This window comes from Streptomyces sp. NPDC028928, from assembly GCF_055564915.1.
In genome coordinates this window covers 15,409-39,977 of sequence record NZ_JBVHVI010000020.1, presented here as the reverse complement: position 1 = coordinate 39,977, position 24,569 = coordinate 15,409, and the positions used below count along the sequence as shown (strand labels likewise).

At 71.2% G+C, this 24,569-nt stretch carries 24 protein-coding genes; 14 read left to right on the top strand and 10 right to left on the bottom strand.

The window, feature by feature from the left end; genetic code table 11:
* Window positions 1-55 precede the first annotated feature (55 nt).
* The 10 genes from ACZ4U1_RS35915 to ACZ4U1_RS35870 all read left to right on the top strand — a co-directional run bounded on the left by ACZ4U1_RS35915 (window position 56) and on the right by ACZ4U1_RS35870 (window position 8,338).
* Window positions 56-1,066, top strand: a complete 1,011-nt coding sequence (locus ACZ4U1_RS35915; RefSeq protein ID WP_467908362.1) for a Rossmann-like and DUF2520 domain-containing protein — start codon at window positions 56-58, stop codon at window positions 1,064-1,066.
* Entirely contained in the window at window positions 1,063-2,055 is a 993-nt protein-coding gene (gene panC / locus ACZ4U1_RS35910; protein WP_467908361.1) for a pantoate--beta-alanine ligase, read from the top strand. Before ACZ4U1_RS35915 ends, panC begins: the two co-directional genes overlap by 4 nt.
* Complete coding sequence (locus ACZ4U1_RS35905) at window positions 2,052-3,749, top strand: L-aspartate oxidase (RefSeq protein WP_467908360.1); 1,698 nt, start codon at window positions 2,052-2,054, stop codon at window positions 3,747-3,749. Before panC ends, ACZ4U1_RS35905 begins: the two co-directional genes overlap by 4 nt.
* A gap of 25 nt (window positions 3,750-3,774) precedes the next feature.
* The gene (gene nadC, locus ACZ4U1_RS35900; RefSeq protein ID WP_467908359.1) at window positions 3,775-4,752 is read left to right on the top strand and encodes a carboxylating nicotinate-nucleotide diphosphorylase; all 978 of its coding nucleotides are present in this window, start codon (window positions 3,775-3,777) and stop codon (window positions 4,750-4,752) included.
* A 5-nt stretch (window positions 4,753-4,757) separates the two neighbouring features.
* Window positions 4,758-5,555, top strand: a complete 798-nt coding sequence (locus ACZ4U1_RS35895) for a type III pantothenate kinase (protein ID WP_467908358.1) — start codon at window positions 4,758-4,760, stop codon at window positions 5,553-5,555.
* 159 nt (window positions 5,556-5,714) lie between these two features.
* Window positions 5,715-6,371 carry a hypothetical protein gene (locus ACZ4U1_RS35890; protein ID WP_467908445.1) on the top strand — a complete coding sequence of 219 codons (657 nt, stop codon included), beginning with the start codon at window positions 5,715-5,717 and terminating at the stop codon, window positions 6,369-6,371.
* Window positions 6,372-6,480: 109 nt separating this feature from the next.
* Window positions 6,481-6,657: a hypothetical protein gene (locus ACZ4U1_RS35885; protein ID WP_467908357.1), complete on the top strand. Its 177-nt coding sequence runs from the start codon at window positions 6,481-6,483 to the stop codon at window positions 6,655-6,657.
* A gap of 176 nt (window positions 6,658-6,833) precedes the next feature.
* Window positions 6,834-7,256, top strand: a complete 423-nt coding sequence (locus ACZ4U1_RS35880) for a BlaI/MecI/CopY family transcriptional regulator (protein WP_467908444.1) — start codon at window positions 6,834-6,836, stop codon at window positions 7,254-7,256.
* Between the two features lie 9 nt (window positions 7,257-7,265).
* The gene (locus ACZ4U1_RS35875; protein ID WP_030651520.1) at window positions 7,266-7,799 is read left to right on the top strand and encodes an amino-acid N-acetyltransferase; all 534 of its coding nucleotides are present in this window, start codon (window positions 7,266-7,268) and stop codon (window positions 7,797-7,799) included.
* A gap of 203 nt (window positions 7,800-8,002) precedes the next feature.
* A complete protein-coding gene (locus tag ACZ4U1_RS35870) occupies window positions 8,003-8,338 on the top strand; it encodes a histone-like nucleoid-structuring protein Lsr2 (RefSeq protein WP_059251614.1) in 336 nt (111 codons plus the stop codon).
* On the opposite strand, the gene ACZ4U1_RS35865 is transcribed toward ACZ4U1_RS35870, so the two are convergent.
* Window positions 8,317-8,970: an SCO3374 family protein gene (locus tag ACZ4U1_RS35865; RefSeq protein ID WP_467908356.1), complete on the bottom strand. Its 654-nt coding sequence runs from the start codon at window positions 8,968-8,970 to the stop codon at window positions 8,317-8,319. The two genes, ACZ4U1_RS35870 and ACZ4U1_RS35865, sit on opposite strands and share 22 nt — an antisense overlap.
* Window positions 8,971-9,417: 447 nt before the next feature.
* Between ACZ4U1_RS35865 and ACZ4U1_RS35860 the strand changes: the two genes are divergently transcribed.
* Window positions 9,418-11,943 (top strand): ATP-dependent Clp protease ATP-binding subunit, encoded by a 2,526-nt coding sequence (locus ACZ4U1_RS35860; protein WP_467908355.1) that lies wholly within the window; start codon window positions 9,418-9,420, stop codon window positions 11,941-11,943.
* Between the two features lie 241 nt (window positions 11,944-12,184).
* Here the strand turns inward: ACZ4U1_RS35860 and ACZ4U1_RS35855 are convergent, their stop codons facing one another.
* A complete protein-coding gene (locus ACZ4U1_RS35855) occupies window positions 12,185-12,805 on the bottom strand; it encodes an HAD family acid phosphatase (protein ID WP_467908354.1) in 621 nt (206 codons plus the stop codon).
* A 463-nt stretch (window positions 12,806-13,268) separates the two neighbouring features.
* Between ACZ4U1_RS35855 and ACZ4U1_RS35850 the strand changes: the two genes are divergently transcribed.
* Window positions 13,269-13,820 carry a M23 family metallopeptidase gene (locus tag ACZ4U1_RS35850; protein ID WP_467908353.1) on the top strand — a complete coding sequence of 184 codons (552 nt, stop codon included), beginning with the start codon at window positions 13,269-13,271 and terminating at the stop codon, window positions 13,818-13,820.
* A 32-nt stretch (window positions 13,821-13,852) separates the two neighbouring features.
* On the opposite strand, the gene ACZ4U1_RS35845 is transcribed toward ACZ4U1_RS35850, so the two are convergent.
* A complete protein-coding gene (locus tag ACZ4U1_RS35845) occupies window positions 13,853-14,452 on the bottom strand; it encodes a TetR/AcrR family transcriptional regulator (protein ID WP_467908352.1) in 600 nt (199 codons plus the stop codon).
* A gap of 129 nt (window positions 14,453-14,581) precedes the next feature.
* On the opposite strand from ACZ4U1_RS35845, the gene ACZ4U1_RS35840 reads away from it, so the two are divergent.
* A complete protein-coding gene (locus ACZ4U1_RS35840; RefSeq protein ID WP_467908350.1) occupies window positions 14,582-16,165 on the top strand; it encodes an MDR family MFS transporter in 1,584 nt (527 codons plus the stop codon).
* An 89-nt stretch (window positions 16,166-16,254) separates the two neighbouring features.
* Here the strand turns inward: ACZ4U1_RS35840 and cseC are convergent, their stop codons facing one another.
* From cseC to ACZ4U1_RS35815, 5 genes are all read right to left on the bottom strand, one after another.
* Window positions 16,255-17,619 (bottom strand): two-component system sensor histidine kinase CseC, encoded by a 1,365-nt coding sequence (gene cseC, locus ACZ4U1_RS35835; RefSeq protein ID WP_467908349.1) that lies wholly within the window; start codon window positions 17,617-17,619, stop codon window positions 16,255-16,257.
* 13 nt (window positions 17,620-17,632) lie between these two features.
* A complete protein-coding gene (gene cseB / locus ACZ4U1_RS35830) occupies window positions 17,633-18,337 on the bottom strand; it encodes a two-component system response regulator CseB (RefSeq protein ID WP_467908348.1) in 705 nt (234 codons plus the stop codon).
* 78 nt (window positions 18,338-18,415) lie between these two features.
* On the bottom strand, window positions 18,416-19,015 hold the full coding sequence (locus ACZ4U1_RS35825; protein ID WP_467908347.1) for a hypothetical protein: 600 nt from the start codon (window positions 19,013-19,015) through the stop codon (window positions 18,416-18,418).
* A gap of 41 nt (window positions 19,016-19,056) precedes the next feature.
* Window positions 19,057-19,596: a SigE family RNA polymerase sigma factor gene (locus ACZ4U1_RS35820; protein ID WP_055703482.1), complete on the bottom strand. Its 540-nt coding sequence runs from the start codon at window positions 19,594-19,596 to the stop codon at window positions 19,057-19,059.
* A gap of 276 nt (window positions 19,597-19,872) precedes the next feature.
* Window positions 19,873-20,748: an A/G-specific adenine glycosylase gene (locus ACZ4U1_RS35815; RefSeq protein ID WP_189303624.1), complete on the bottom strand. Its 876-nt coding sequence runs from the start codon at window positions 20,746-20,748 to the stop codon at window positions 19,873-19,875.
* A 180-nt stretch (window positions 20,749-20,928) separates the two neighbouring features.
* Here ACZ4U1_RS35815 and ACZ4U1_RS35810 point away from each other — a divergent pair, with 180 nt between their 5' ends.
* Entirely contained in the window at window positions 20,929-21,753 is an 825-nt protein-coding gene (locus tag ACZ4U1_RS35810; RefSeq protein WP_467908346.1) for a hypothetical protein, read from the top strand.
* Window positions 21,754-21,789: 36 nt separating this feature from the next.
* On the opposite strand, the gene disA is transcribed toward ACZ4U1_RS35810, so the two are convergent.
* Entirely contained in the window at window positions 21,790-22,914 is a 1,125-nt protein-coding gene (gene disA / locus ACZ4U1_RS35805; RefSeq protein ID WP_467908344.1) for a DNA integrity scanning diadenylate cyclase DisA, read from the bottom strand.
* Window positions 22,915-22,994: 80 nt separating this feature from the next.
* Entirely contained in the window at window positions 22,995-24,404 is a 1,410-nt protein-coding gene (gene radA, locus ACZ4U1_RS35800) for a DNA repair protein RadA (RefSeq protein ID WP_361694235.1), read from the bottom strand.
* Window positions 24,405-24,569 lie beyond the last annotated feature (165 nt).

Sequence of the window (24,569 nt, the reverse complement as noted above, 5' to 3'; positions counted from 1 at the left end):
TGACGAGAAATCGTCCGGTACCCAGAGCGGACTGGAACGGGAAGGCCGCCGTCGCGTGAGTACAGTCCACCAGCCAGACCTCAAGGACCGCCCCGCGCGGCTCACCGTCGGCGTCGTCGGCGCCGGTCGCGTGGGCCCCGCGCTGGCCGCGTCCCTCCAGCTCGCCGGGCACCGCCCGGTCGCCGTCTCCGGAGTCTCCGACGCCTCCCGCAGGCGCGCCGAGGCCATGCTCCCGGACGTCCCGCTGGTGCCGCCCGCCGAGGTGCTCCAGCGCGCCGACCTGGTGCTGCTCACCGTCCCCGACGACGCCCTGCCCGGCCTGGTCGCCGGCCTCGCCGAGACCGGCGCGGTACGGCCGGGACAGCTGCTCGTGCACACCTCCGGCCGGTACGGCGCGAAGGTCCTCGACCCGGCCCTGCGCGCGGGCGCGCTGCCCATGGCCCTGCACCCGGCGATGACCTTCACCGGCACCCCTGTCGACGTGCAGCGCCTGGCCGGCTGCTCCTTCGGCGTCACCGCGCCCGAGGAGCTGCGGCTGGCCGCCCAGGCCCTCGTCATCGAGATGGGCGGCGAGCCGGAGTGGATCAGCGAGGAGAACCGCCCGCTGTACCACGCGGCCCTCGCCCTCGGCGCCAACCACCTGGTGACCCTGGTCGCCCAGTCCATGGAGCTGCTGCGCACCGCCGGCGTGGAGGCACCCGACCGGATGCTCGGCCCGCTGCTCGGCGCCGCCCTGGACAACGCCCTGCGCTCCGGCGACGCCGCCCTGACCGGCCCGGTCGCGCGCGGGGACGCCGGTACGGTCGCCGCGCACGTCACCGAGCTGCGCAGGCACGCCCCGCAGGCCGTGGCGGGCTATCTGGCGATGGCCCGCGCGACCGCCGACCGCGCGCTCGCCCACGGCCTGCTGAAGCCGGAACTCGCCGAGGACCTCCTCGGGGTACTCGCCGACGGAGGCCACGCGAGCCACGCGGGCCAAGGAGGCGAGGAAACCGACGGCACGACCGGCACTGAGGGAACCGACGGCTCCGACGGCACGACCGGCACCGAGGGGAACGACCGATGACCACCGCCCTGCTGAGCACCGCCGAAGAGCTGCACGCGCGCGTGCGCCACGGCCGCCGCGCCGTCGTGATGACCATGGGCGCCCTGCACGAGGGCCACGCGACCCTGATCCGCACCGCGCGGGAGACCGCCGGTCCGGACGGCGAGGTCGTCGTCACCGTCTTCGTGAACCCGCTGCAGTTCGGCGCGGGGGAGGACCTCGACCGCTACCCGCGCACCCTGGACGCCGACCTCGAGCTTGCCGAGCGGGCAGGCGCGGACGCCGTGTTCGCGCCCTCCGTGGACGAGGTCTATCCGGGCGGCGAACCGCAGGTGCGCATCTCGGCGGGCCCCATGGGCGAGCGCCTGGAGGGTGCCTCGCGGCCCGGGCACTTCGACGGGATGCTCACCGTCGTCGCCAAGCTGCTGCACCTCACCCGTCCCGACGTCGCCCTGTTCGGGCAGAAGGACGCCCAGCAGCTGGCCCTGATCCGGCGCATGGTGCGGGACCTGAACTTCGGCGTCGACATCGTCGCCGTACCGACCGTGCGCGAGGAGGACGGGCTCGCCCTGTCCAGCCGCAACCGCTACCTCTCGCCCGACGAGCGGCGTACCGCGCTCGCGCTGTCCCGCGCGCTGTTCGCCGGCCGGGACCGGCACGCGGCGCAGGAGGCGCTGCGCGCGCGGGCCCGCGAAGTGCCCTCCACGCGTGCGCGTGCCGAGGCGCTGAGCGCGATAGGGGAGTCCCGCGCTGCGGCCGACGCGCACGCGGTGGCCACCGCCGCGCCCGGCGGCCCGGCGGCCGTCCGCGCCGCCGCCCGCCAGGTGCTGGACGAGGCCGTCCGCCTCGACCCGCCGCTGCGGCTGGACTACCTCGCGCTGGTCGACCCCGCCGACTTCACCGAGATCGGCGACGACTTCACCGGCGAGGCCGTCCTCGCCGTCGCCGCCCGGGTCGGCACGACCCGGCTGATCGACAACCTCCCTCTCACTTTCGGAGCCGCCTCGTGACCAGCACAGGCATACGACTGCACGCACCCGCACCCGGCTGGGCCATCTCCGCGGACGTGGTCGTCGTCGGCTCCGGCGTGGCCGGTCTGACCGCGGCCCTGCGCTGCGAGGCCGCCGGCCTCAGCACGGTCGTCGTCACCAAGGCCCGCCTGGACGACGGCTCCACCCGCTGGGCGCAGGGCGGCATCGCCGCCGCCCTCGGCGAGGGCGACACGCCCGAGCAGCACCTGGGCGACACCCTGGTCGCGGGCGCCGGCCTGTGCGACGAGGAGGCCGTACGGATCCTCGTCACCGAGGGCCCCGACGCGGTACGGCGGCTGATCTCCACCGGCGCCCACTTCGACACCGACGACCAGGGCGACATCCACCTCACCCGTGAGGGCGGCCACCACCGGCGCCGGATCGCGCACGCGGGCGGCGACGCGACCGGCGCGGAGGTCTCCCGGGCGCTCGTCGAGGCCGTCCACGCGCGCGGGCTGCGCACCATCGAGAACGCCCTGGTGCTGGACCTGCTGACGGACGCCGAGGGCCGTACGGCCGGTGTCACCCTGCACGTGATGGGCGAGGGCCAGCACGACGGCGTGGGCGCCGTGCACGCCCCCGCGGTGGTCCTCGCGACCGGCGGCATGGGCCAGGTGTTCTCCGCGACCACCAACCCGTCGGTGTCGACCGGCGACGGTGTGGCGCTGGCGCTGCGCGCGGGCGCCGAGGTGAGCGACCTGGAGTTCGTGCAGTTCCACCCGACCGTGCTCTTCCTCGGCCCGGATGCCGAGGGACAGCAGCCGCTCGTCTCCGAGGCGGTGCGCGGTGAGGGCGCCCACCTGGTCGACGGGGACGGCGTGCGCTTCATGGTCGGCCAGCACGAGCTGGCGGAGCTGGCGCCGCGCGACATCGTCGCCAAGGGCATCCTGCGGCGGATGCTGGAGCAGGACGCCGAGCACATGTTCCTCGACGCCCGGCACTTCGGCGCCGAGATGTGGGAGCACCGCTTCCCGACCATCCTGGCCGCCTGCCGGGCCAACGGCATCGACCCGGTCACCGAGCCCATCCCGATCGCCCCGGCCGCCCACTACGCCTCCGGAGGCGTCCGCACCGACGCCCGGGGCCGGACCACCGTGCCCGGCCTGTACGCGTGCGGCGAGGTCGCCTGCACCGGCGTGCACGGCGCAAACCGGCTCGCCTCCAACTCCCTCCTCGAAGGGCTCGTCTACGCCGAGCGGATCGCCGCCGACATCGCCGCCGCCCACGCGGACAACGGCCTCCACGCGCGCGTGCCCGCGCCGGTCCCGGAGCCCGAGAAGCCCGCGCACCCGCTGCTCGCCCCCGAGGCCCGGTTCGCCATCCAGCGGATCATGACCGAGGGCGCCGGCGTGCTGCGCTCCGAGGAGTCTCTCGCACGGGCCGCGGACCAGCTCCAGAGGCTGCACGCAGAAGCCCGCGACGCGCTCCACGAGAACGGCAAGACCGCCGAGCCCGGCGTGGACACCTGGGAGGCGACGAACCTCCTGTGCGTGGCCCGGGTCCTGGTCACCGCGGCCCGGCTGCGCGAGGAGACCCGCGGCTGCCACTGGCGCGAGGACCGCGCCGAGCGCGACGACGTCAACTGGCGGCGCCACATCGTCGTACGGCTCAATCCGGACCGGTCGCTGGCCGTACACAGCACCGACACCGCAGACTTCCCCCCTATCCGGTAACAGCGCCCCAGGAGCAGTGACAGACGTGAGCACCGACGACCTTCCCCTCGCCTCGACCGGCGGCTGCGGCGACGGCTGCGCCTGCGGCGCCGAGGGTGACGAGGAGTACCTGGAGTGCGGGCTCGACCCCGCGCTCGCCGAGCTGCTGGCCGCTGCCGGACTCGACCCCGTGGAGGTCGAGGACATCGCCAACGTCGCCATCCAGGAGGACCTGGACGGCGGGGTGGACGTGACGACCGTGTCCACCATCCCCGAGGACGCGGTGGCCACCGCCGACTTCACCGCGCGCGAGGCGGGTGTCGTGGCCGGTCTGCACGTCGCCGAGGCCGTGCTCTCCGTGGTCTGCACGGACGAGTTCGAGGTCGAGCGGCACGTGCTGGACGGTGACCGGGTGGAGGCCGGGCAGAAGCTGCTGTCGGTCACCACGCGCACGCGTGACCTGCTCACCGCCGAGCGCAGCGCGCTGAACATCCTGTGCCGGCTGTCCGGCATCGCGACCGCCACGCGCGCGTGGACGGACGCGCTGGAGGGCACCAAGGCGCGCGTGCGCGACACCCGCAAGACGACCCCGGGCCTGCGCTCGCTGGAGAAGTTCGCCGTCCGCTGCGGCGGGGGCGTCAACCACCGCATGTCGCTGTCCGACGCGGCCCTGGTGAAGGACAACCACGTGGTCGCGGCCGGTGGCGTCGCGCAGGCGTTCAAGGCCGTACGGGAGCGGTTCCCGGAGGTGCCGATCGAGGTGGAGGTCGACACCCTGCACCAGCTGCGCGAGGTCGTGGACGCGGGCGCCGACCTGATCCTGCTGGACAACTTCACGCCGAACGAGTGCGCGGAGGCCGTCGGCATCGTCGGCGGGCGGGCGCTGCTGGAGGCCTCCGGGCGGCTGACGCTCGCCAACGCGCGCGCGTACGCCGACACCGGCGTCGACTTCCTCGCCGTGGGCGCGCTCACGCACTCCTCGCCGATCCTGGACATCGGCCTGGACCTGCGCGAGGCGGAGTAACGGCCATGCTCCTCACGATCGACGTCGGCAACACGCACACCGTCCTCGGCCTGTTCGACGGTGAGGACATCGTCGAGCACTGGCGCATCTCCACGGACGCGCGCCGCACGGCGGACGAGCTGGCGGTGCTGCTCCAGGGCCTGATGGGCATGCACCCGCTGCTCGGCGAGGAGCTGGGCGACGGCATCGACGGCATCGCGATCTGCGCGACCGTCCCCTCGGTGCTGCACGAGCTGCGCGAGGTCACCCGGCGGTACTACGGCGACGTGCCCGCCGTCCTCGTGGAGCCGGGCGTGAAGACGGGCGTGCCGATCCAGTTCGACAACCCCAAGGAGGTCGGCGCCGACCGCATCATCAACGCGGTCGCGGCGAACGAGCTGTACGGCGGCCCGGCGATCGTCGTCGACTTCGGCACGGCGACCACCTTCGACGCGGTCTCCGCGCGCGGGGAGTACGTCGGCGGGGTCATCGCCCCCGGCATCGAGATCTCGGTGGAGGCCCTCGGGATCAGGGCCGCGCAGCTGCGGAAGATCGAGGTGGCCCGGCCCCGGAACGTGATCGGCAAGAACACCGTGGAGGCCATGCAGTCGGGCGTCGTGTTCGGCTTCGCCGGGCAGGTCGACGGGGTGGTCAGCCGGATGGCCCGGGAACTGGCCGACGACCCCGACGACGTCACGGTGATCGCCACGGGCGGCCTCGCGCCGGTGGTGCTCGGCGAGTCCTCGGTGATCGACGAGCACCAGCCGTGGCTGACACTGATCGGGCTGCGTCTGGTCTACGAGCGGAACGTGTCACGGCTGTGAGGGACCGCCGGCGTCCGCGCGGGCGCCGGCCTCTCCGGTGACACCGGACGAGGGAAACCCGGAGCGACACGCGGCGAAACAACATCCGGATTCGTCACTTTTGTCCGATTAGTTCGGTAGCGTCGCCGCATGCCCACGCCATACGGATCCCGCGGCGGCATGGCGTTCGGCGTGGAGGAGCTGCGTGTGCTCCGCCGCGCCCTCGCCCTCGCCCTCCACCCCGGCCACGCCTCCGCCGAGGACGTGCAGGACTGTTTCCGGCTCGCCGAGTCGCTCGACGAGGCGATGTGCGAGGGGGCCAGGCTGCGCGCCTTCCTGGTGGCCGACCTGGGCCGCTACCGGGCCGCCCTGCCGGGCACCGCCGCCGGCTACCTGAGTCTGCTGGAGGAGGCGCTCGGCGCCGGGCACCGGCCGACGCCGGACGACCTCGCCGCGCTCCGCGCGCTGCGCGGGAATCCCGCGGCGGCGGCCCTGCTGGACCGCTGCCAGGCGCTGGCCGAGCAGGACGTGCGGGCCCGGTTCGCGCAGGGCGCGCGGAAGGTGCCGGCGCCCGCCGTGCCGCCCGCGCGGACGCGCCTGCTGGCCCTTGCGGGCGGCGCGGGGGGCTCCGGGGTCCGCCAGGACGAGGGAGAGGCCGAGGAGCCGCCCAAGGCCCCGCAGGAGCCCGCGGAGGAGCCGGGCCCGAAGCCGACACCCGCCCCGGCGGAGCGGCCCGCCGTCCCCAAGCGCCCCATCCCCACCCCGGGCGAGGTCTTCCCCCGCCGCAAGCCGGCCCCGCCGGCCGAGCCCGAGTCCCGCCGGCTGGCCGCGGGCTAGCCCCCGCCGGACGCGTCCGCCGACCCGCTCACCTGTGCGGTTTCCAGGGGCCCGGCGATCGGGTGTACCCCGGCCCTTCCGGGGCTTTCGGCGTGGCTACCCTGGTGGCATGGACTACGTCTCCGCGCTCGTGCCCCCGGTCGTCATGGCCGTGTTCTTCATCGGTGTGGTCAGGGTGATCGTGAAGACCCAGGGCGGGGCCGCCAAGGCCAGGGAGGACGCGGCCGTCGACGCCGCCCTCGCGCGCGCGGAGGCCGCTCCCAAGGCCTCCGCGGGCGACGCCTGAGCAGACGCCCGAGGGGCAGGAACCTGCCCCCTCGCGATCCTGCCCCTCCCTGCGGGCCCCACGCCCTTTTTGTTCGCGTTTGCAGTCCTAGCGCACGTCCGGCACGCCATTGCCGGGATCTCCCACTATTGTTCTGAGGTGTGCCTCGCCCATTGGGAGAACTCGAAGACGCGGTCATGACGCGGGTGTGGAAGTGGAACCGCCCGGTGACCGTTCGAGAAGTCCTGGAAGACCTCCAGCAGGAACGCTCCATCGCGTACACCACCGTGATGACGGTTTTGGACAATCTCCATCAGAAGGGCTGGGTGCGCCGCGAGGCGGAAGGCCGGGCCTATCGATATGAGGCTGTGTCGACACGCGCCGCCTACGCCGCCGCCCTCATGAACGACGCCTGGTCGCAGAGCGACAACCCCGCCGCCGCACTCGTCGCCTTCTTCGGCATGATGAGCGAGGAACAGCGCCAGGCCCTCAGGGACGCCGTACGCATCGTCCAGGGACCGGAAGAAACCCGGGAAGCCCCCGAACCCCGCCAACATCAAGCCCCCGAAGCCCGCCGAGAGGAGAACCCCGGCTCGGCAGAGGGCGCGGACGGGCGATAGCGTCCGCTCATGTCAGCAGAGCGTCCCGAAGTCTCCGCAAAAGCCATCACCGTCCGCCGGGCCCGGACCAGCGATGTCCCCGCCGTGCGCCGCCTCCTCGACGCCTACGTCCGCGACCGCATCCTGCTCGACAAAGCCACGGTCACGCTTTACGAGGACATCCAGGAGTTCTGGGTCGCGGAACGCGACGACAACGCCGAGGTGGTCGGCTGCGGCGCGCTCCACGTCATGTGGGAGGACCTCGCGGAAGTCCGGACTCTGGCGGTGAAGCCCGGGCTCAAGGGCGCCGGCGTCGGACATCAGTTGCTGGAGAAGTTGCTCCAGACCGCGCGCTGGCTCGGCGTTCGCCGCGTTTTCTGCCTGACCTTCGAAGTGGACTTCTTCGGGAAGCACGGCTTCGTGGAGATCGGCGAGACGCCGGTCGACACCGATGTCTACGCGGAGCTGTTGCGTTCCTATGACGAGGGCGTCGCGGAGTTCCTGGGTCTCGAACGAGTGAAGCCGAACACCTTGGGCAACAGCCGGATGCTTCTGCATCTGTGATCGTCATTGCCCCGGTTCCCTATGTCCGAAACGCGCATGTTTCCGGAGGCGGGTGCCCCGCTGGTCCACTCCCGAGGGTTTGTGTTTTTCCGGCAAAAGCGGTTTGCTTTCCGACGTACTGCAGTACTGCATATAACAGGGGCGGCGAAACGGCGGACGCCGCACACCCCTGGTCCTCAACGTTATCGATGAAAGGAAATGCGGTGGCACAGAAGGTTCAGGTCCTTCTTGTCGACGACCTCGACGGCGGCGAGGCGGACGAGACCGTGACGTTCGCGCTGGACGGCAAGACGTACGAGATCGATCTCACGACTGCCAATGCGGACAAGCTGCGCAGCCTTCTTGATCCCTATGTGAAGGGCGGCCGGCGTACCGGTGGCCGTGCTTCCGGCGGACGTGGAAAGGCGCGTGCCGCTTCCGGCGGCAACCAGGACACCGCGGCGATCCGCGCCTGGGCGAAGGAGAACGGTTACGAGGTCAACGACCGCGGCCGCGTTCCCGCGTCCATCCGCGAGGCCTACGAGAAGGCCAACGGCTGATCCCGCCGGTCGGCGGGGTGCCCGGCGCACGCGCGCCGCAACCGGACCCGGTGACACTGCGCTGCCACCGTGTCCACCAGTCGCACGAGATCGGGAGCGCTCCCCTCGCGCCCCACGGTGGTGGCCGGCATGCCCGGCATGGCCGGCAGCGAGGCCTCGACCTCACGCCCCGGCCCGGGGGGCCGCAGCCAAACAGCGGCCCCCTGCACGGCTCCCGGCGCGGCACCGCGCCCCGCGGGTGGCCTCGGCGCCTCCAGCGTGTCGCCCGCCCCGAGGACCCGCAGGTCCAGGGGTACGGCGCCCCACTCCAGCCAGTCCAGCAGCCCCGGCAGCTCCTCCGCGCTGCCCGCGGCCAGCAGCAGCTCCATCCGGTCGCCCCGAAGGGCCACCGGGGAGCCCGGTGCGAGATGCCGGAGCGCCTGAGCGCCCGCCTCGGCCGGAACGTCCAGCACGTCGAACCGCACCCCCGTGAGCAGCCGCAACGGCCGTCCGGGCGGCCCGGGCACTGTCGGCCAGCCCAGATCGTTCTCGTACCAGCGCCGGACCCGGGCCTCGGGGCCGGCGCAGGGATCGCCGACGGCCGGTGCGTCCGGATCGAGGGGCCGGCGGGGAAGAGGGACCGTGGAGGTCATGGGGACCGAGCAGGCCATGCCCAGTGCAACCGTCCGACACCCCTGCGGGTTACGCTGGGTGCCCTGTCGGCTGCGCAGAGTTCCGGAAACGGGGCGCTTGGGGGTCCGGAGAGGCGCAAGGTTGTTCGCCCATAGCGGAGGGAACCGGTGCGCGCGGCATGGAGTGTCAGTCCCTGCGGGTAAGACATGCCTAGTGGGAGGGGGCGACACGCAGGAAAGGCCGTCTCACGTTCGCCATCGGCGTACTGGCGACTGGGGTAACTGCCTGGCCTGCGGGAACATCGTCTCGCACCATCGGGTTGGAGCAGATGTCGGCGCACACGGTCAGGAGGCCATCGACGGTGTCGGCAGTTGGAATGAGCGGTCCCCGCTTGCGGGACTAAGCTGCGGAAGGACAGGGAGGGGAAGTTCCCCCCACTGCCTGACCGCTCTGAGGAGCGATTAACGATGTTCGAGAGGTTCACCGACCGCGCGCGGCGGGTTGTCGTCCTGGCTCAGGAAGAAGCCCGGATGCTCAACCACAACTACATCGGCACCGAGCACATCCTCCTGGGTCTCATCCACGAGGGCGAAGGTGTCGCCGCTAAGGCCCTGGAGAGCCTCGGCATTTCGCTTGAGGCGGTCCGCCAGCAGGTGGAGGAGATCATCGGCCAGGGCCAGCAGGCCCCGTCCGGGCACATCCCCTTCACCCCCCGTGCCAAGAAGGTCCTGGAGCTGTCGCTCCGCGAGGCCCTTCAGCTGGGCCACAACTACATCGGCACGGAGCACATCCTGCTCGGCCTGATCCGCGAGGGCGAGGGCGTCGCCGCCCAGGTCCTGGTCAAGCTGGGCGCAGATCTGAACCGCGTGCGGCAGCAGGTGATCCAGCTGCTCTCCGGTTACCAGGGCAAGGAGACCGCCGCCGCCGGCGGGCCTGCCGAGGGCACGCCCTCGACGTCCCTGGTCCTCGACCAGTTCGGCCGGAACCTCACCCAGGCCGCTCGTGAGTCCAAGCTCGACCCGGTCATCGGGCGCGAGAAGGAGATCGAGCGGGTCATGCAGGTGCTGTCCCGCCGTACCAAGAACAACCCGGTGCTGATCGGTGAGCCCGGCGTCGGCAAGACCGCCGTCGTGGAGGGCCTCGCCCAGGCCATCGTCAAGGGCGAGGTGCCCGAGACGCTCAAGGACAAGCACCTCTACACGCTGGACCTCGGCGCCCTGGTCGCCGGCTCCCGCTACCGCGGTGACTTCGAGGAGCGCCTGAAGAAGGTGCTCAAGGAGATCCGCACGCGCGGCGACATCATCCTGTTCATCGACGAGCTGCACACGCTGGTCGGTGCGGGTGCCGCCGAGGGCGCCATCGACGCGGCCTCCATCCTGAAGCCGATGCTGGCCCGCGGTGAGCTGCAGACCATCGGTGCGACCACCCTGGACGAGTACCGCAAGCACCTGGAGAAGGACGCGGCCCTGGAGCGCCGCTTCCAGCCCATCCAGGTCGCCGAGCCGTCCCTGCCGCACACGATCGAGATCCTCAAGGGTCTGCGTGACCGGTACGAGGCGCACCACCGCGTCTCCATCACGGACGAGGCCCTGGTCCAGGCGGCCACCCTGGCCGACCGCTACATCTCGGACCGCTTCCTGCCGGACAAGGCGATCGACCTGATCGACGAGGCCGGTTCCCGGATGCGGATCCGCCGGATGACCGCTCCGCCGGACCTGCGCGAGTTCGACGAGAAGATCGCCGCCGTCCGCCGGGACAAGGAGTCCGCGATCGACTCGCAGGACTTCGAGAAGGCCGCCTCCCTGCGCGACAAGGAGAAGCAGCTCCTGGCCGCCAAGGCGAAGCGGGAGAAGGAGTGGAAGGCCGGCGACATGGACGTCGTCGCCGAGGTCGACGGCGAGCTGATCGCCGAGGTCCTCGCCACGGCCACCGGCATCCCGGTCTTCAAGCTGACCGAGGAGGAGTCCTCCCGCCTGCTCCGCATGGAGGAGGAACTCCACAAGCGGGTCATCGGCCAGGACGACGCCGTCAAGGCGCTGTCGAAGGCGATCCGCCGTACGCGCGCCGGTCTGAAGGACCCGAAGCGTCCGGGTGGTTCGTTCATCTTCGCCGGCCCGTCCGGTGTCGGTAAGACCGAGCTGTCCAAGGCGCTCGCCGAGTTCCTCTTCGGCGACGAGGACGCGCTGATCTCCCTCGACATGTCGGAGTTCAGCGAGAAGCACACGGTGTCGCGTCTCTTCGGTTCGCCCCCCGGATACGTGGGCTACGAGGAGGGCGGCCAGCTGACGGAGAAGGTGCGCCGCAAGCCGTTCTCGGTCGTCCTCTTCGACGAGGTCGAGAAGGCCCACCCGGACATCTTCAACTCGCTGCTGCAGATCCTGGAGGACGGTCGCCTGACCGACTCCCAGGGCCGGGTCGTGGACTTCAAGAACACGGTCATCATCATGACGACCAACCTCGGGACCCGGGACATCTCCAAGGGCTTCAACCTGGGCTTCGCCGCCTCGGGTGACACGAAGACCAACTACGAGCGCATGAAGAACAAGGTGTCGGACGAGCTGAAGCAGCACTTCCGCCCCGAGTTCCTCAACCGCGTCGACGACGTGGTCGTCTTCCCGCAGCTGACCCAGGCCGACATCCTGCGGATCGTCGACCTGATGATCGGCAAGGTGGACGAGCGCCTGAAGGACCGGGACATGGGCATCGAACTGTCCCAGTCCGCCAAGGAACTGCTGTCCAAGAAGGGTTACGACCCCGTGCTGGGCGCCCGGCCGCTGCGCCGTACGATCCAGCGCGAGATCGAGGACTCGCTGTCGGAGAAGATCCTCTTCGGCGAGCTGCGCCCCGGTCACATCGTGGTCGTGGACACCGAGGGCGAGGGCGAGTCCCAGACCTTCACCTTCCGCGGTGAGGAGAAGTCGGCGCTGCCCGACGTCCCGCCGATCGAGCAGGCCGCGGGTGGGGCTGGGCCCAACCTGAGCAAGGACGCGTAAGCCTCCTGCGGTTCGACCGAGGAAGGGGCCGGTGCCTTTGGGCACCGGCCCCTTCCGGCGTTCTCCGCGCTGGTCCAGGATCACGGAACGCAGTCCCGGCAACCGGGACGCAGCCGGAGGGATTCGGGGTGCCGAGCAGCACCCGCAGATGCGTCAGGCGCGCTCGTACGGCCGGCGCCGTCCGCTACCCCCGTGTGCGTACGACGTACGGATGGAGCCCAGCCAGCGCGTGGGCCGCGTGTTACGACAACTGTCCGTCGTAGTCGGGCAGTTTGAAGGTTTTCTCGGCGTGGCCGCCGGACAGGTCGGTGGCGCTGTTGCCGATGTTCGCGATGATCGTGTAGCCGTCGTTCTCGATGCCGACGCGCTGGGCGGTCTTGTAGGCGGCGACGTCCTTGAAGAGGTCGAGCAGGCCGCGCACATGGAGGCCGGAGACGTCGTAGCCGTCGTGTTCGAGGTTGTACTCGGTGGGCCAGTACAGGACGCCGGGGCGGGCGGTGACGAAGAAGAGGGAGACGCCGTGCTCCTGGGCGTACCGGGCGACGTCGAGGACCGGCTTGTTGGCCGGCTGGGGGTAGCTGAAGCCGAAGTCGGTCTCCAGCGTGGTGTTGTCGATGTCGAAGACGATCGCCTGCTTCTCGCCGGGCTTCGCGGCGGCGATGCGGTCCTTGAGGTACGGCAGGGCCTGGTCCATGACCGTCTGGCAGTCCTTCTGCCAGGTGGCGTAGTCGACCTTCGCGGAGGAGGTGCTCGCGGAGGAGGTGCTCGTGGTCGCGGCCTCGGCCGGGGCGGCCATCGCGGCCAGGGCGGCCACGGAGACGGCGGTCACGGAGATGCGGCGCGCCCAGGGGCGTCTGGTCATCGGTGGGGGTCCTCTCGCGTCTCTGAATGTCAGGGGCATGATCTGAGGCGAGGGTGGCGCGAGGGGAACCGTAGGGTTACTGGACGGTAGGTGCCTAGAGGTCTGCGTCACATTTCTGTGATCGTCCGCCTGGGGCGCCGGTGATAAGGGGCACAGGCGAAATGTCCGGTACTAGCCGTGATAGTGGGATCTCTTAGATGGAGAAAAGGGGCATAAACGGAGAAAGTGGGTTTTCGCTCCGGAATTCCACCAGGAAGAAGCCCTCGTCAGTGGCCGGATCCCTGTGGGTCGGGACTGTCAAGAAAGGGGATGGTTTTACGGTCTTCTACTAGCAGGCGCCGTAGATGGGGCGTTTTGGGCTTGATGTGGTGGTCGGTTACCAAGGAACAGCCGCTTCGGTGGACGTCTTCGTGGACGTCTGTGCGCCGGGTGGCCGACCTGTTCCCGAGTCCACGAGGTCCCGATGTTCCGACGCTTCACGTCCCGCTCCGCCCGTCCGTCCTCGCTCCGTGCCCGCGTGACCGTTCTGGCTGCCGGAATCGGCGCCACGGCCGTGCTGGGGACCGGGGTCGCGAGCGCCGCCACCGCGTCCCCCGCCGCCTGGGTCGACCCGGTGAAGAAGTACACGCTCTCCGCCAGCTTCGCGCAGGCCGGCAACATGTGGTCGGCCAAGCACAGCGGTCAGGACTTCGCCGTGCCGACCGGCACCGAGGTCGTCGCCGCGCACGGCGGCACCGTCGTCAAGGCCGGCCCCAACGGTGCCGGTGACGGCCCCGCCTACGGCAACGCCGTCGTCGTCAAGCACGGCAACGGCACCTACTCGCAGTACGCGCACCTGTCCCGGGTCGACGTCAGGATCGGCCAGGTCGTCGCGACCGGCCAGCACATCGCCCTGTCCGGCTCCACCGGCAACTCCACCGGTCCGCACCTGCACTTCGAGATCCGTACGACCCCGAACTACGGCTCCGCCATCGACCCTGTCGCGTTCCTGCGCGCCAAGGGCGTGAAGGTCTGATCCAGGGGCCGACCCGGCACTGACCGGGGCCTCTACTCCCTCTCGCGGGCGTGTTCGTGCGCCTGCGAGATCAGGTCCAGGGCGACTTCGAGAACGGCCTCGCGCTTTTTCCCGGAGTCGCCTTCGAGGTCCTGCATCACGAACATCCCGGCGTGCAGCGTGAACAGCGCGCTGACGGAGCGCACCTGGTCCACCAGCTCCGCCTCCGGGTCGATCAGGATGTCCCGCAGGCCGCGCATCCGGTCCTTGAACGTGTCGCCGATGCGCAGTTCACGGACGGTCGCCTGGTTCTCCTGCATGAAGCGGAACAGCGGCTCCGCGCCCGCGAGCGCCTGGCTGTAGCGGCGGATGATCTCCTGCTTGGTCTCCAGGGTGTGCGGCTGCCGCTTGCCCCACTCGATCAGGTCCTCGATCGGCTTCGTCAGATCCTCGAAGAGGCTGACGATGATCTCTTCCTTCGTCTTGAAGTGGTAGTACAGGGCCGCCTTCGTGACGTCGAGACGCTCGGCGATCTCGCGCAGGGAGGTCTTCTCGTAGCCCTGCTCCGCGAAGAGTCCGAGAGCCACGTCCTGGATGCGCTGGCGGGTGTTGCCGCGGCGCTGCTGCTTGGTGCCGTCCATCGTGACGCCCATCCTCGTACTCCTCGCGCTCCCGCGGAAACTTACTTGACGCCCGGCTAGTAGCGCGTCTACCTTCCCCAGTGTAGTGAGTACTAGCCGGGCGGCAAGTAAGTAGTCGCCGCAGGGGGAAACGGGAAGACGATGGCGGACAAGGTCGAAAACGAAATAGAGGGCAAACAGCCTAAGAGTGTGCGCGTGGTGCTGCTCGCGCTCATGATCGCGATGATGCTCGCGATGCTCGACAACATGATCGTGGGTACGGCGATGCCCACCATCGTGGGCGAGCTGGGCGGCCTGGAGCACCTCTCCTGGGTCGTCACCGGCTACACCCTGGCCACCGCGGCCTCCACCCCGATCTGGGGCAAGCTCGGTGACATGTACGGGCGCAAGGGCGCCTTCCTCAGCTCCATCGTGATCTTCCTGATCGGTTCGGCGCTGAGCGGCATGGCCCAGGACATGGGCCAGCTGATCGGGTTCCGGGCCGTGCAGGGTCTGGGCGCCGGCGGTCTGATGGTCGGCGTCATGGCGATCATCGGCGACCTCGTGCCGCCGCGGGAGCGGGGCAAGTACCAGGGCATGATGGCCGGCGTCATGGCGCTGGCCATGATCGGCGGTCCGCTGGTAGGCGGCACCATCACCGACAACTGGGGCTGGCGCTGGGCCTTCTACATCAACCTGCCGCTGGGCGCGGTCGCCCTCGCGCTGGTCACCGCCGTGCTGCACCTGCCGAGGAAGCGGTCCAAGGCGGGCATCGACTACCTGGGCGTCATCCTGCTGACCGTCGGCATCACCGCGATCGTGCTGGTCACCACCTGGGGCGGCACCGAGTACGCCTGGACCTCCGCGCGGATCATGGAGCTGATCGGCATCGGCGTGGCCGCGCTGATCGGGTTCGTGTTCTGGCAGACCAAGGCCGCCGAGCCGGTCCTGCCGCTGCACATCTTCAAGAGCCGCAACTTCACTCTGATGTCGGTCATCGGCTTCATCACCGGCTTCGTGATGTTCGGCGCCACCCTGTTCCTGCCGCTGTACCAGCAGGCCGTGCAGGGCGCCTCCGCGACCAACTCCGGCCTGCTGCTCCTGCCGATGCTCGGCGCGATGCTCGTGACCTCGATGGTCGCCGGGCGGGTCACCACCAACAGCGGCCGGTACAAGATCTTCCCGATCGCCGGCGGCGCCCTGATGATCGTCGGCATGTACCTGCTGTCCACGATGGACACCGGGACGACCCGGCTCACCTCCGGCGTCTTCATGGCGGTGGTCGGCGCCGGCATGGGCTGCCTGATGCAGATCACCATGCTGGTCGCGCAGAACAGCGTGGAGATGAAGGACATGGGTGTGGCGTCCTCCTCGGCCACCCTGTTCCGTACCCTCGGCTCCTCCTTCGGTGTGGCCATCATGGGTGCGCTGTTCAACCACCGGGTCCAGGACGTCATGGCCGAGCGGGCCGGCGCGCTGGGCAAGAACATCACCGAGAAGTCGGCGCAGCTGGACGCGAAGAGCCTGGAGAAGCTGCCGGCGGTGGCCCGCGAGGCCTACCAGCACGCGGTGTCCTCCGGTACGCACTCCGCGTTCCTGCTGGGCGCCGGGATCGCGGTGCTGGTGCTGATCGCGTCGCTGTTCGTCAAGGAGGTGCCGCTGAAGGGCGGTCCGCAGAAGCCGGCTCCTGCGGACGGCGGCGACGGCGCGGACGCGGCGCCGGCGGCTGTGGCCGAGACCGTCTGACCCTTCCCTGACCTCGAAGGCCCCGGTGCGTGTCCGCCGCCGGGGCCTTCGGCCGTCTCGGTTCAGCTCGCGATGGCAGACCCCCGTGCCTACGCGTGCCCCTGGTTCCCCCCGGACGTCGGCAGCATGGGATAGCTGCCGGTGTTGGTGGGGGCGTGTTCCGGTAGCCACAGGACGGCGACCGCGCCCTCGCCGGGGAGGCCGGCGGGGGTACCCGCGGCGCGTACGTTGCGGAACGTCAGACGGGCGCCGAGGACGCGTGCCTGGCCCGCCGCGATGGTCAGACCCAGGCCGTGGCCCTGTCCGGCACGGTCCCTGCTGCCGGTGCGGAACCGGCTCGGCCCCTCGGCGAGCAGCTCCTCGGGGAAGCCGGGGCCGTGGTCGCGGACCCGGATGACCCGGCCCTCCACGGTCACCTCGACGGGCGGCCTGCCGTGCCGGGCCGCGTTGGCGAGCAGGTTGAACAGCACCCGCTCCAGCCGCCGCGGGTCGGTCGTGACCTCGGACTCGTGCACCACCCGCACGGTGACGTCCGGATCCTTGGCCGCCACCCGGCGCGCCACGAACTCGCCGAGCATGATGTCCTGCAGCTCCGCCCGCTCCGAGGCGCTGTCCAGCCGGGCCACCTCCAGCACGTCCTCGACCAGGGTGCGCATGGCCTTGGCCCGGTCCAGGACAAGCTCCGTCGGCCGGCCCGGCGGCAGCAGCTCGGCGGCCGTCAGGAGCCCCGTCACCGGGGTGCGCAGCTCGTGCGCGATGTCCGCGGTGACCCGCCGCTCGGCCTCCAGCCGCTGTCGCAGCGCGTCCGCCATGGCGTCGACCGCGCGCGCGAGTTCGTCGGTCTCGTCCCGTACGACCCCGCCGATGGCCTCCTGCACCCGCACGTCGGTCTCGCCCGCCGCGGCCTGGTTCGCCGCGGCCGCCGCCTTGCGCAGCCGCCGGGACAGCTGCCCGCCGATCAGCACGCCCAGCGCGCTCCCGCCGAGCACGACCGCGACCGAGCCGATGACCAGCGCCTGGTCCAGGTCCCGCAGCATGTCGGTGCTGCGGTCCGGCAGCCGCAGGTGCACGGACAGCACATGGCCGTCCTTGGCCGGTACGGCCGCCCAGATGTCCGGCACGCCACGGCGCTCGGAGACGTCACTGACCCGGCGGCCCCGCTCCATCTTCTCGCGCAGTGCCAGGGGCAGCCGCGGGTCGTCGACCTTCCCCCAGGGGAAGACCGGTCCCCGGTTCGACTCGTAGTTGTGCTGGACCAGCAGGAGCCGGTCGTTGGCCAGCTCGCGCGCGTTGTCCAGCATCGAGACACGGGCCGCGTTGTGCACGACCAGGCTCAGCACGATCGCCACCAGCCCGGCCACCAGCGCGATCGCCGCGCTGACCTTCCATCTGAGCCCGGTGCGCAGGCCCGCGCGCTCCATGCGCCGGACCGGGTGCCGAAGAATCCCCCGCATGCCGCCGCTCCGCTCAGGCCTTCAGCTTGTAGCCGAAGCCGCGGACCGTCTCGATCCGGTCCTGGCCGATCTTCTGCCGCAACCGCTGCACATGCACGTCCACGACCCGGGTGTCTCCGCCCCAGCCGTAGTCCCACACACGCTCCAGCAGCTTGTCGCGGGAGAGCACGGTGCCCGGCGCGGAGGAGAACTCCAGCAGCAGCCGCATCTCGGTCGGGGTCAGCGCCACCGGCCGCCCGGCCCGGCGCACCTCCATGCCGTCGGTGTCGATCTCCAGGTCACCGAAGGTCAGCGTGCCACCGCCGACCCCGGACCCGGACTCCTCCGCCTGCGCGGCCCCGCCGGCGTGCCCGAAGCGGCGCAGCACCGCACGGATCCGGGCGACCAGCACGGCACCGTCGAAGGGCTTGGTCACATAGTCGTCGGCGCCCGCCTCCAGGCCCAGGACGACGTCGATGGAGTCGGCGCGCGCCGACAACATGATGACCGGCACGGTCGACTCGTCCCGGATCCGGCGGCACAGGCTGACGCCGTCCAGGCCGGGCACCATGACGTCCAGCAGCGCGATGTCGGGGCGGTTCGCCCGGAACGCCTCCAGGCCCGACAGTCCGTCGGGCATGGCGGTGACCGCGAAGCCGTCCCGCTCCAGCGCGAGCTGGGTGGCCTCGCGGATGACGTCGTCGTCCTCGACGAACAGGACGTGGGTCTGCTCTGCCATCCCGGTGCTCTCAGTCCTCGTGACTCGTGGTGTGCGACTCGTATGGGTAAGGGGTGCCGCGGCGGTGCGTGCGGGCGGTCAGCTGTCCGGCACGGGCGTCGGGCCCCCGCCGACGGACTTGCTGTACTCGTTCCGTGTGGCCGTCCCCGCGGCGAACCGTCCCGCCTTCCACCGGTAGGGGGTCACGATTTCACCGGACGGGCTGGAGACGGGGTCGCCCTTCTCGTAATACTGCCGGGTCACCGACAGGACGCCCTGGTCGATCTCGGCGTAGACCGGGGTCTCCTCGCTCGCGAAGACGTTCCTGAACGCGCCGTCCTCGTCCCGGTACACATACGAGCCGATGCCGACCGCGTCGGCGCAGGTCAGCACGTTGATGACGACATCGTCCACCGGGCCGCCGGTCAGGTCGCCGTACGAGACGTCGACCGGGTACTCGTCGCCGTTGCACGGCTGCAGTTCCCGCTTCACCGCGGCCGACACGTCGGGGTCGCTCTTGACCAGCGCCACGGGATCCACCCGCCGGTAGTTCTCCGACGGGCTCGGGGACGGGGAGGCGACGGCCCCGGCCACCGCCGAGGCGTGTGCCGGGCCCTCGTCCCGCGCACCCGTGCCCCCGCTGCCGCACGCGGCGACGAAAAGGGCGAGGGCGGCGAGCGCGGCCCCCACCGCGATCACCGCCTGTGAACTCCCTCGGACCCGTACGGGCCGGGCCCCGGTCAGGCCGCGCAACGCTCCCGCTCCTCACGCTCCAGCGCGCGTGCGTCCAGATCGCGGGCCTCCAGCTCCTCACGGAGCCGGGCGAGCGCCCGGTGCAGCGTGCTCTTGACCGTACCGGCCGACATGCCGAGGGCAGCGGCCGTCTCCTCTGTGGACATCTGCTCCCAGTGTCGCAGCACCACGACACTGCGCTGCTTCGGTGCGAGCACCTTCATGACATCCATCAGCAGGGCCCGGTCGGCGTGCTGCTCGGTCGAGTCCTCCACGGAGGCGTCCGGCAGCTGCTCGGTCGGCACTTCTTCCAGCTTGCGCGCCCGCCACCACTCGGTCCGCGTGTTGATCATGACCCGGCGCAGATAGGCGTCGGCGAGCCGCTTGTCGGCGATGCCCTCCCAGCGGCCGTACGTCCGCACCAGCGCGGTCTGCAGCAGGTCCTGGGCGTCGACCGGGTCCGGCACCAGTCGGCGCGCACTGCGCAGCAGCGCGTCCTGCCGGGTGCGGACGTACTCCTCGAATTCGAGCACCTCGCCCTGCGCCATGATCAACCGCCTCCGTTCCCCGTTGTGCTTCCGGCTCATTGCCTGAAGTTCCGCTGTCCCCGCACCCGGTGGTCCGCCGGGCACGGAGAAGAAGCTACGGAGTGGTTGTCACGAGGCTGTGCGTACCAGCCTGCGGCTGGCAATCGGCTATCCGTCGGTTGTGTAACGGAAGCAGGAAAGGGGTAAAGCGAGCGGGCTGAATGTCCCTTTATGGATAGCTTTGTCGGACCTGGGTGCTCGGTAACAGACGCCGTACGGCTGTGACCTGTCTGTGTGTCAGCCCAGCGGCAGCCGGTACAGGCCACCCGGCAACGGCTCCACCAGACCGTCCGCGACCAGCCCGTCGAGCGCCCGGGCCCGCTGCACCGGCTCGTGCCACACCCGGTCCAGCACCGCCTGCGGCACCGGCGCGTGCGCCTCCCGCAACACGGCCAGCAGCTTGCCGCGCACCTGCCGGTCCGTCCCGGCGTACGTCTGCCCGCGGCGCGGCGGGCCCGCGTGCTCCGGCTTGCCCGCGAGCCGCCACGCGCACTGCGCGGCGATCGGGCACCGCGGGCACCCCTCGTTCTTCGCCGTGCACACCAGCGCGCCCAGCTCCATCGACGCGGCGGCCCATCGCGCGGCGGTCCGCTCGTCCTCCGGCAGCAGCTCCCGCGCCAGGCGCCGCTCGGCGGCCGTGGTCGCGTTCGGCGGGTACTGCACACCGGTCACCGCCCGCGCCAGCACCCGGCGGACATTGGTGTCCAGCACCGCGTGCCGCTGCCCGTACGCGAAGGAGGCCACCGCGGCGGCCGTGTACTCACCGATGCCGGGCAGCGCCAGCAGCTGCGCGTGATCCGTCGGTACGTCCCCGCCGTGCCGTTCCGTTATGGCGACCGCGGCACCGTGCAGGCGCAGGGCGCGGCGCGGATAGCCGAGCCGGCCCCAGGCGCGCACCGCCTCGCCCGGCGCCTCCTTCGCGAGGTCGGCCGGGCGCGGCCAGCGGGCCAGCCACTCCTCGTAGACGGGCAGGACCCGGTTCACCGGGGTCTGCTGGAGCATGAACTCGCTGACCATCACGCCCCACGGGCCCGCCTCCGGGCGGCGCCAGGGGAGGTCGCGGGCGTGGGCGTCGAACCAGGCGATCACGGGGGCGTGCAGCTTCTCGGTCATGGCCTTCCGATCCTGCCACGGGTTGACGGACATCATGGGTGACCCTGCGTTCACCGAGCGTGGCGGAAAGTGAAGAACCGTGCCGCCTGCGGCAGTTGCCGGGATGATGATCCGGAAAAGTTGATGCCGGCGCGGCGGGTGGCGCAAGCGAGCGCGGAGATCTCTCGTACAGTTTGCGCCGTGGGATCTCTGCGCAATCCGGTCGGGCCGCTTCCCTCCTCCATCTACTGGCGTCGGAGGGCCGTACTGCTGTCCGTGGTCGCCCTGTTGGCGCTGGTGATCACGTGGATCGTCACCGCCGGCGGCGGGGGCGGCAAGAAGAGCGCCGACGGGTCCAACGGCAAGAACCCCACGCACACCATCACGCCCGGACCGTCTCCGTCCGGTTCCGCGATCAGCCAACACCCGGGCGGCCGGGAGGAGTCCGGCGGGGGCTCCGGCGGAAGCGGTGGTGGCAGCGGCTCCGGTTCCGGTTCCGGTTCGGCTTCCGGCGGGGCCGGCGGCTCGACCGAGGGCTCCTCCGGCGCGGGTGGCGGTTCCGGTACGGCGTCCGGTGGCGGCAACGTCGGTGCGGGCGACGCGCTCCCGGCATCCTCCACGCTGCCCAAGTGCACCGCCGACGCGGTGGCGTTGAGCCTGCGCAGCGCGCTCAACTCCTACTCGCCGGACCAGACCCCGACCTTCGAACTCACCGCGAAGAACACCTCGTCGGCCGACTGCAAGGTCGATCTCGGCCCGAAGAACGCGGTGTTGACGATCACGCCGGCGGACGGGGACGACACCTTCTGGTCCTCGGCCGACTGCCCCGAGGGCGCGGGGAGCCTGGTCTTCCGGGTGCCCGCGGACCAGAGCATCACCTACACCGTGAAGTGGGACCGCAAGCCCAGCGCGCCCCACTGCGGGAAGCCGTCCGGCGGTTCGGCGAAGACGGGTACGTATCTGCTGGAGGCCAAGGCTCCCGGGTACGAAAAGCTGCACGCTTCGTTCGTGCTGGCTGCCGACTGAGGTCGGGAAACCGCGGCGTGCCCAAGGGGCACGGGGTCAGACGTACCGCTCCAGGATCGAGGACTCGGCCAGGCGGGACAGGCCCTCCCGCACGCTCCTCGCCCGGGCCTCGCCGACCCCGTCCACCGTCTGGAGGTCGTCCACGCTCGCGGCCAGCAGCTTCTGCAGGCCCCCGAAGTGCTCCACCAGCCGGTCGATGATGGCGCCCGGAAGACGCGGGACCTTGGCCAGGAGCCGGAAGCCCCGCGGGGACACCGCGGAGTCGAGCGTCTCGGGAGACCCGGTGTAGCCCAGCGCACGCGCCACCGTGCCCATTTCGAGAAGCTCCGCATGGGTCAGCGCGTCCAGCTCGGCCAGCGCCTCCTCGACCGTGCGGGACCGCTTCGCCGTCGGCTCGGGGACGTAGTCCCGGACCACCAGCTCGCGGTCGGGCTCGACCCCGGCGATCAACTCCTCCAGCTGGAGCGCGAGGAGCCGGCCGTCCGTGCCCAGCTCGACCACGTACTCGGCGATCTCGGTGGCGATACGGCGGACCATCTCCAGCCGCTGCGCGACCGCCGACACGTCCCGGACCGTCACCAGGTCCTCGATCTCCAGCGCCGACAGCGTGCCCGCGACCTCGTCCAGCCGGAGCTTGTACCGCTCCAGCGTCGCCAGCGCCTGGTTCGCGCGGGAGAGGATCGCCGCCGAGTCCTCCAGGACACGGCGCTGACCGTCGACGTACAGGGCGATCAGCCGCATCGACTGGGAGACCGAGACCACCGGGAAGCCGACCTGCTTGCTGACCCGGTCCGCCGTGCGGTGCCGGGTGCCCGTCTCCTCCGTGGGGATCGTCGGGTCCGGGACCAGCTGGACGCCCGCGCGCAGGATCTTCGACAGGTCCGAGGACAGCACGATGCCGCCGTCCAGCTTGCACAGCTCCCGCAGCCGGGTCGCGGTGAACTCGACGTCCAGCACGAAACCGCCCGTGCACATCGCCTCGACCGTCTTGTCGGAGCCGAGCACGATGAGGCCACCGGTGTTGCCGCGCAGGACCCGCTCCAGGCCGTCACGCAGGGCCGTACCGGGAGCCACGGCGCTCAGCGAGGCGCGCATCAGGCCATCGGAACCGGCACTCCCACCGGACTTTCCGGGAGCTGCTGCCCGGTCGTTGGCTGCCACTGCACTCCTCCGGTCGCAGGTTCTGACGCGCTCCCGTTCCCGCACTCTGTTCGTACGGACGGGCGAGACCAGGGCAAAGTCTACCGGCGCTCCTCCGCCTCCCGTGGGGCCTCTCGGCGACGGGAGCGCGGCAGGACCCGGAGCGCGTCCCCCATGTCGGCGACTTCCAGGACCTTCATGCCGGCCGGCACCTTCCCCGGATCGGTCGGTACGAGCGCGTGCGTGAAGCCCAGCCGGTGCGCCTCGGCAAGCCTGCGCTGCACGCCCGTGACCCGTCTGACCTCGCCCGCGAGCCCCACCTCGCCGATCGCCACCAGGTTCTTCGGCAGCGGGGTGTCGCTCGCGGCGGAGGCCAGGGCGAGCGCGATGGCGAGGTCGGCGGCCGGCTCCGACAGCTTCACGCCGCCGACCGTCGCCGAGTAGATGTCCCGCTTGCCGAGCGCGCTGATCCGGCCGCGCTGCTCCAGGACGGCCAGCATCATCGACACCCGGGAGGTCTCCAGACCGGACGTCGTACGCCGCGGGGAGGGGATCTGGGAGTCGACGGTGAGCGCCTGCACCTCGGCCACCAGCGGACGGCGGCCTTCCAGGGTGACGGTCAGGCAGGTGCCCGGGACCGGCTCGGCGCGGCGGGTCAGGAACAGGCCGCTGGGGTCGGCGAGGCCCGTGATGCCCTCGTCGTGCAGCTCGAAGCAGCCGACCTCGTCCGTCGCCCCGTACCGGTTCTTCACGCCGCGGACCAGGCGCAGGCGGGCGTGCCGGTCGCCCTCGAAGTGCAGGACGACGTCCACCAGGTGCTCCAGCAGGCGGGGCCCCGCGATGGCGCCGTCCTTGGTGACATGGCCCACCAGCAGCGTGGACATGCCGCGCTCCTTGGAGGCGCGGATCAGGGCACCCGCCACCTCCCGGACCTGGGCCATGCCCCCGGGCGCGCCCTCGATCTCCGGGGAGGCCACCGTCTGCACCGAGTCGAGGATCAGCAGGGACGGCTTGACCTCGTCCAGATGCCCGAGGACGGCGGACAGGTCGGTCTCCGCGGCCAGGTACAGGTGGTCGTCGAGGGCGCCGATGCGGTCGGCGCGCAGCCGCACCTGGCTCGCCGACTCCTCGCCGGTCACGTAGAGGGTGCGGTGCTCGGCGCTCGCCGACTTCGCGGCCACGTCCAGCAGCAGGGTGGACTTGCCGACGCCGGGCTCGCCCGCGAGCAGGACGACCGCGCCCGGTACGAGGCCGCCGCCGAGCACCCGGTCCAGCTCGGGCACGCCGGTCGAGCGGGCGGTGGCCTGCCGGCCGTCGACCTGGCCGATGGGCAGCGCGGAGGTGCTCACACGGCCCGGGGCCGTGGTCCGGACCGCGGGCGCGCCGTACTCCTCGACCGTGCCCCAGGCCTGGCACTCGGGGCAGCGGCCGAGCCACTTGGCCGTCTGCCAGCCGCACTCGGTGCAGCGGTAGGACGGGCGGTCCTTGGTGGTCTTGGTACGGGCAGCCATGCGGAAACCGTAGCCCGCGGCACTGACAACGGGGCCGGGGGGACCGGGCGCGACGGACCGGCGAGCCCGGGCGACGGGCGGGTACAGGGGCGGGGGAACACGGGCGAGTGAGCCGTTCTCGGCCCGCACCCACCGGGAACCAGCCGCGGAATAAAGGGTTCCTGT

Excerpts from the sequence above, each read along its gene's own strand:
- panC (WP_467908361.1), top strand. The coding sequence starts at position 1,063 with ATGACCACCGCCCTGCTGAGCACCGCCGAAGAGCTGCACGCGCGCGTG.
- ACZ4U1_RS35895 (WP_467908358.1), top strand. The coding sequence starts at position 4,758 with ATGCTCCTCACGATCGACGTCGGCAACACGCACACCGTCCTCGGCCTG.
- ACZ4U1_RS35890 (WP_467908445.1), top strand. The coding sequence starts at position 5,715 with ATGGCGTTCGGCGTGGAGGAGCTGCGTGTGCTCCGCCGCGCCCTCGCC.
- ACZ4U1_RS35885 (WP_467908357.1), top strand. The coding sequence starts at position 6,481 with ATGGACTACGTCTCCGCGCTCGTGCCCCCGGTCGTCATGGCCGTGTTC.
- ACZ4U1_RS35880 (WP_467908444.1), top strand. The coding sequence starts at position 6,834 with ATGACGCGGGTGTGGAAGTGGAACCGCCCGGTGACCGTTCGAGAAGTC.
- ACZ4U1_RS35875 (WP_030651520.1), top strand. The coding sequence starts at position 7,266 with ATGTCAGCAGAGCGTCCCGAAGTCTCCGCAAAAGCCATCACCGTCCGC.
- ACZ4U1_RS35865 (WP_467908356.1), bottom strand. The coding sequence starts at position 8,970 with ATGACCTCCACGGTCCCTCTTCCCCGCCGGCCCCTCGATCCGGACGCA.
- ACZ4U1_RS35860 (WP_467908355.1), top strand. The coding sequence starts at position 9,418 with ATGTTCGAGAGGTTCACCGACCGCGCGCGGCGGGTTGTCGTCCTGGCT.
- ACZ4U1_RS35855 (WP_467908354.1), bottom strand. The coding sequence starts at position 12,805 with ATGACCAGACGCCCCTGGGCGCGCCGCATCTCCGTGACCGCCGTCTCC.
- ACZ4U1_RS35850 (WP_467908353.1), top strand. The coding sequence starts at position 13,269 with ATGTTCCGACGCTTCACGTCCCGCTCCGCCCGTCCGTCCTCGCTCCGT.
- ACZ4U1_RS35845 (WP_467908352.1), bottom strand. The coding sequence starts at position 14,452 with ATGGGCGTCACGATGGACGGCACCAAGCAGCAGCGCCGCGGCAACACC.
- ACZ4U1_RS35840 (WP_467908350.1), top strand. The coding sequence starts at position 14,582 with ATGGCGGACAAGGTCGAAAACGAAATAGAGGGCAAACAGCCTAAGAGT.
- cseC (WP_467908349.1), bottom strand. The coding sequence starts at position 17,619 with ATGCGGGGGATTCTTCGGCACCCGGTCCGGCGCATGGAGCGCGCGGGC.
- cseB (WP_467908348.1), bottom strand. The coding sequence starts at position 18,337 with ATGGCAGAGCAGACCCACGTCCTGTTCGTCGAGGACGACGACGTCATC.
- ACZ4U1_RS35820 (WP_055703482.1), bottom strand. The coding sequence starts at position 19,596 with ATGGCGCAGGGCGAGGTGCTCGAATTCGAGGAGTACGTCCGCACCCGG.
- ACZ4U1_RS35815 (WP_189303624.1), bottom strand. The coding sequence starts at position 20,748 with ATGACCGAGAAGCTGCACGCCCCCGTGATCGCCTGGTTCGACGCCCAC.
- radA (WP_361694235.1), bottom strand. The coding sequence starts at position 24,404 with ATGGCTGCCCGTACCAAGACCACCAAGGACCGCCCGTCCTACCGCTGC.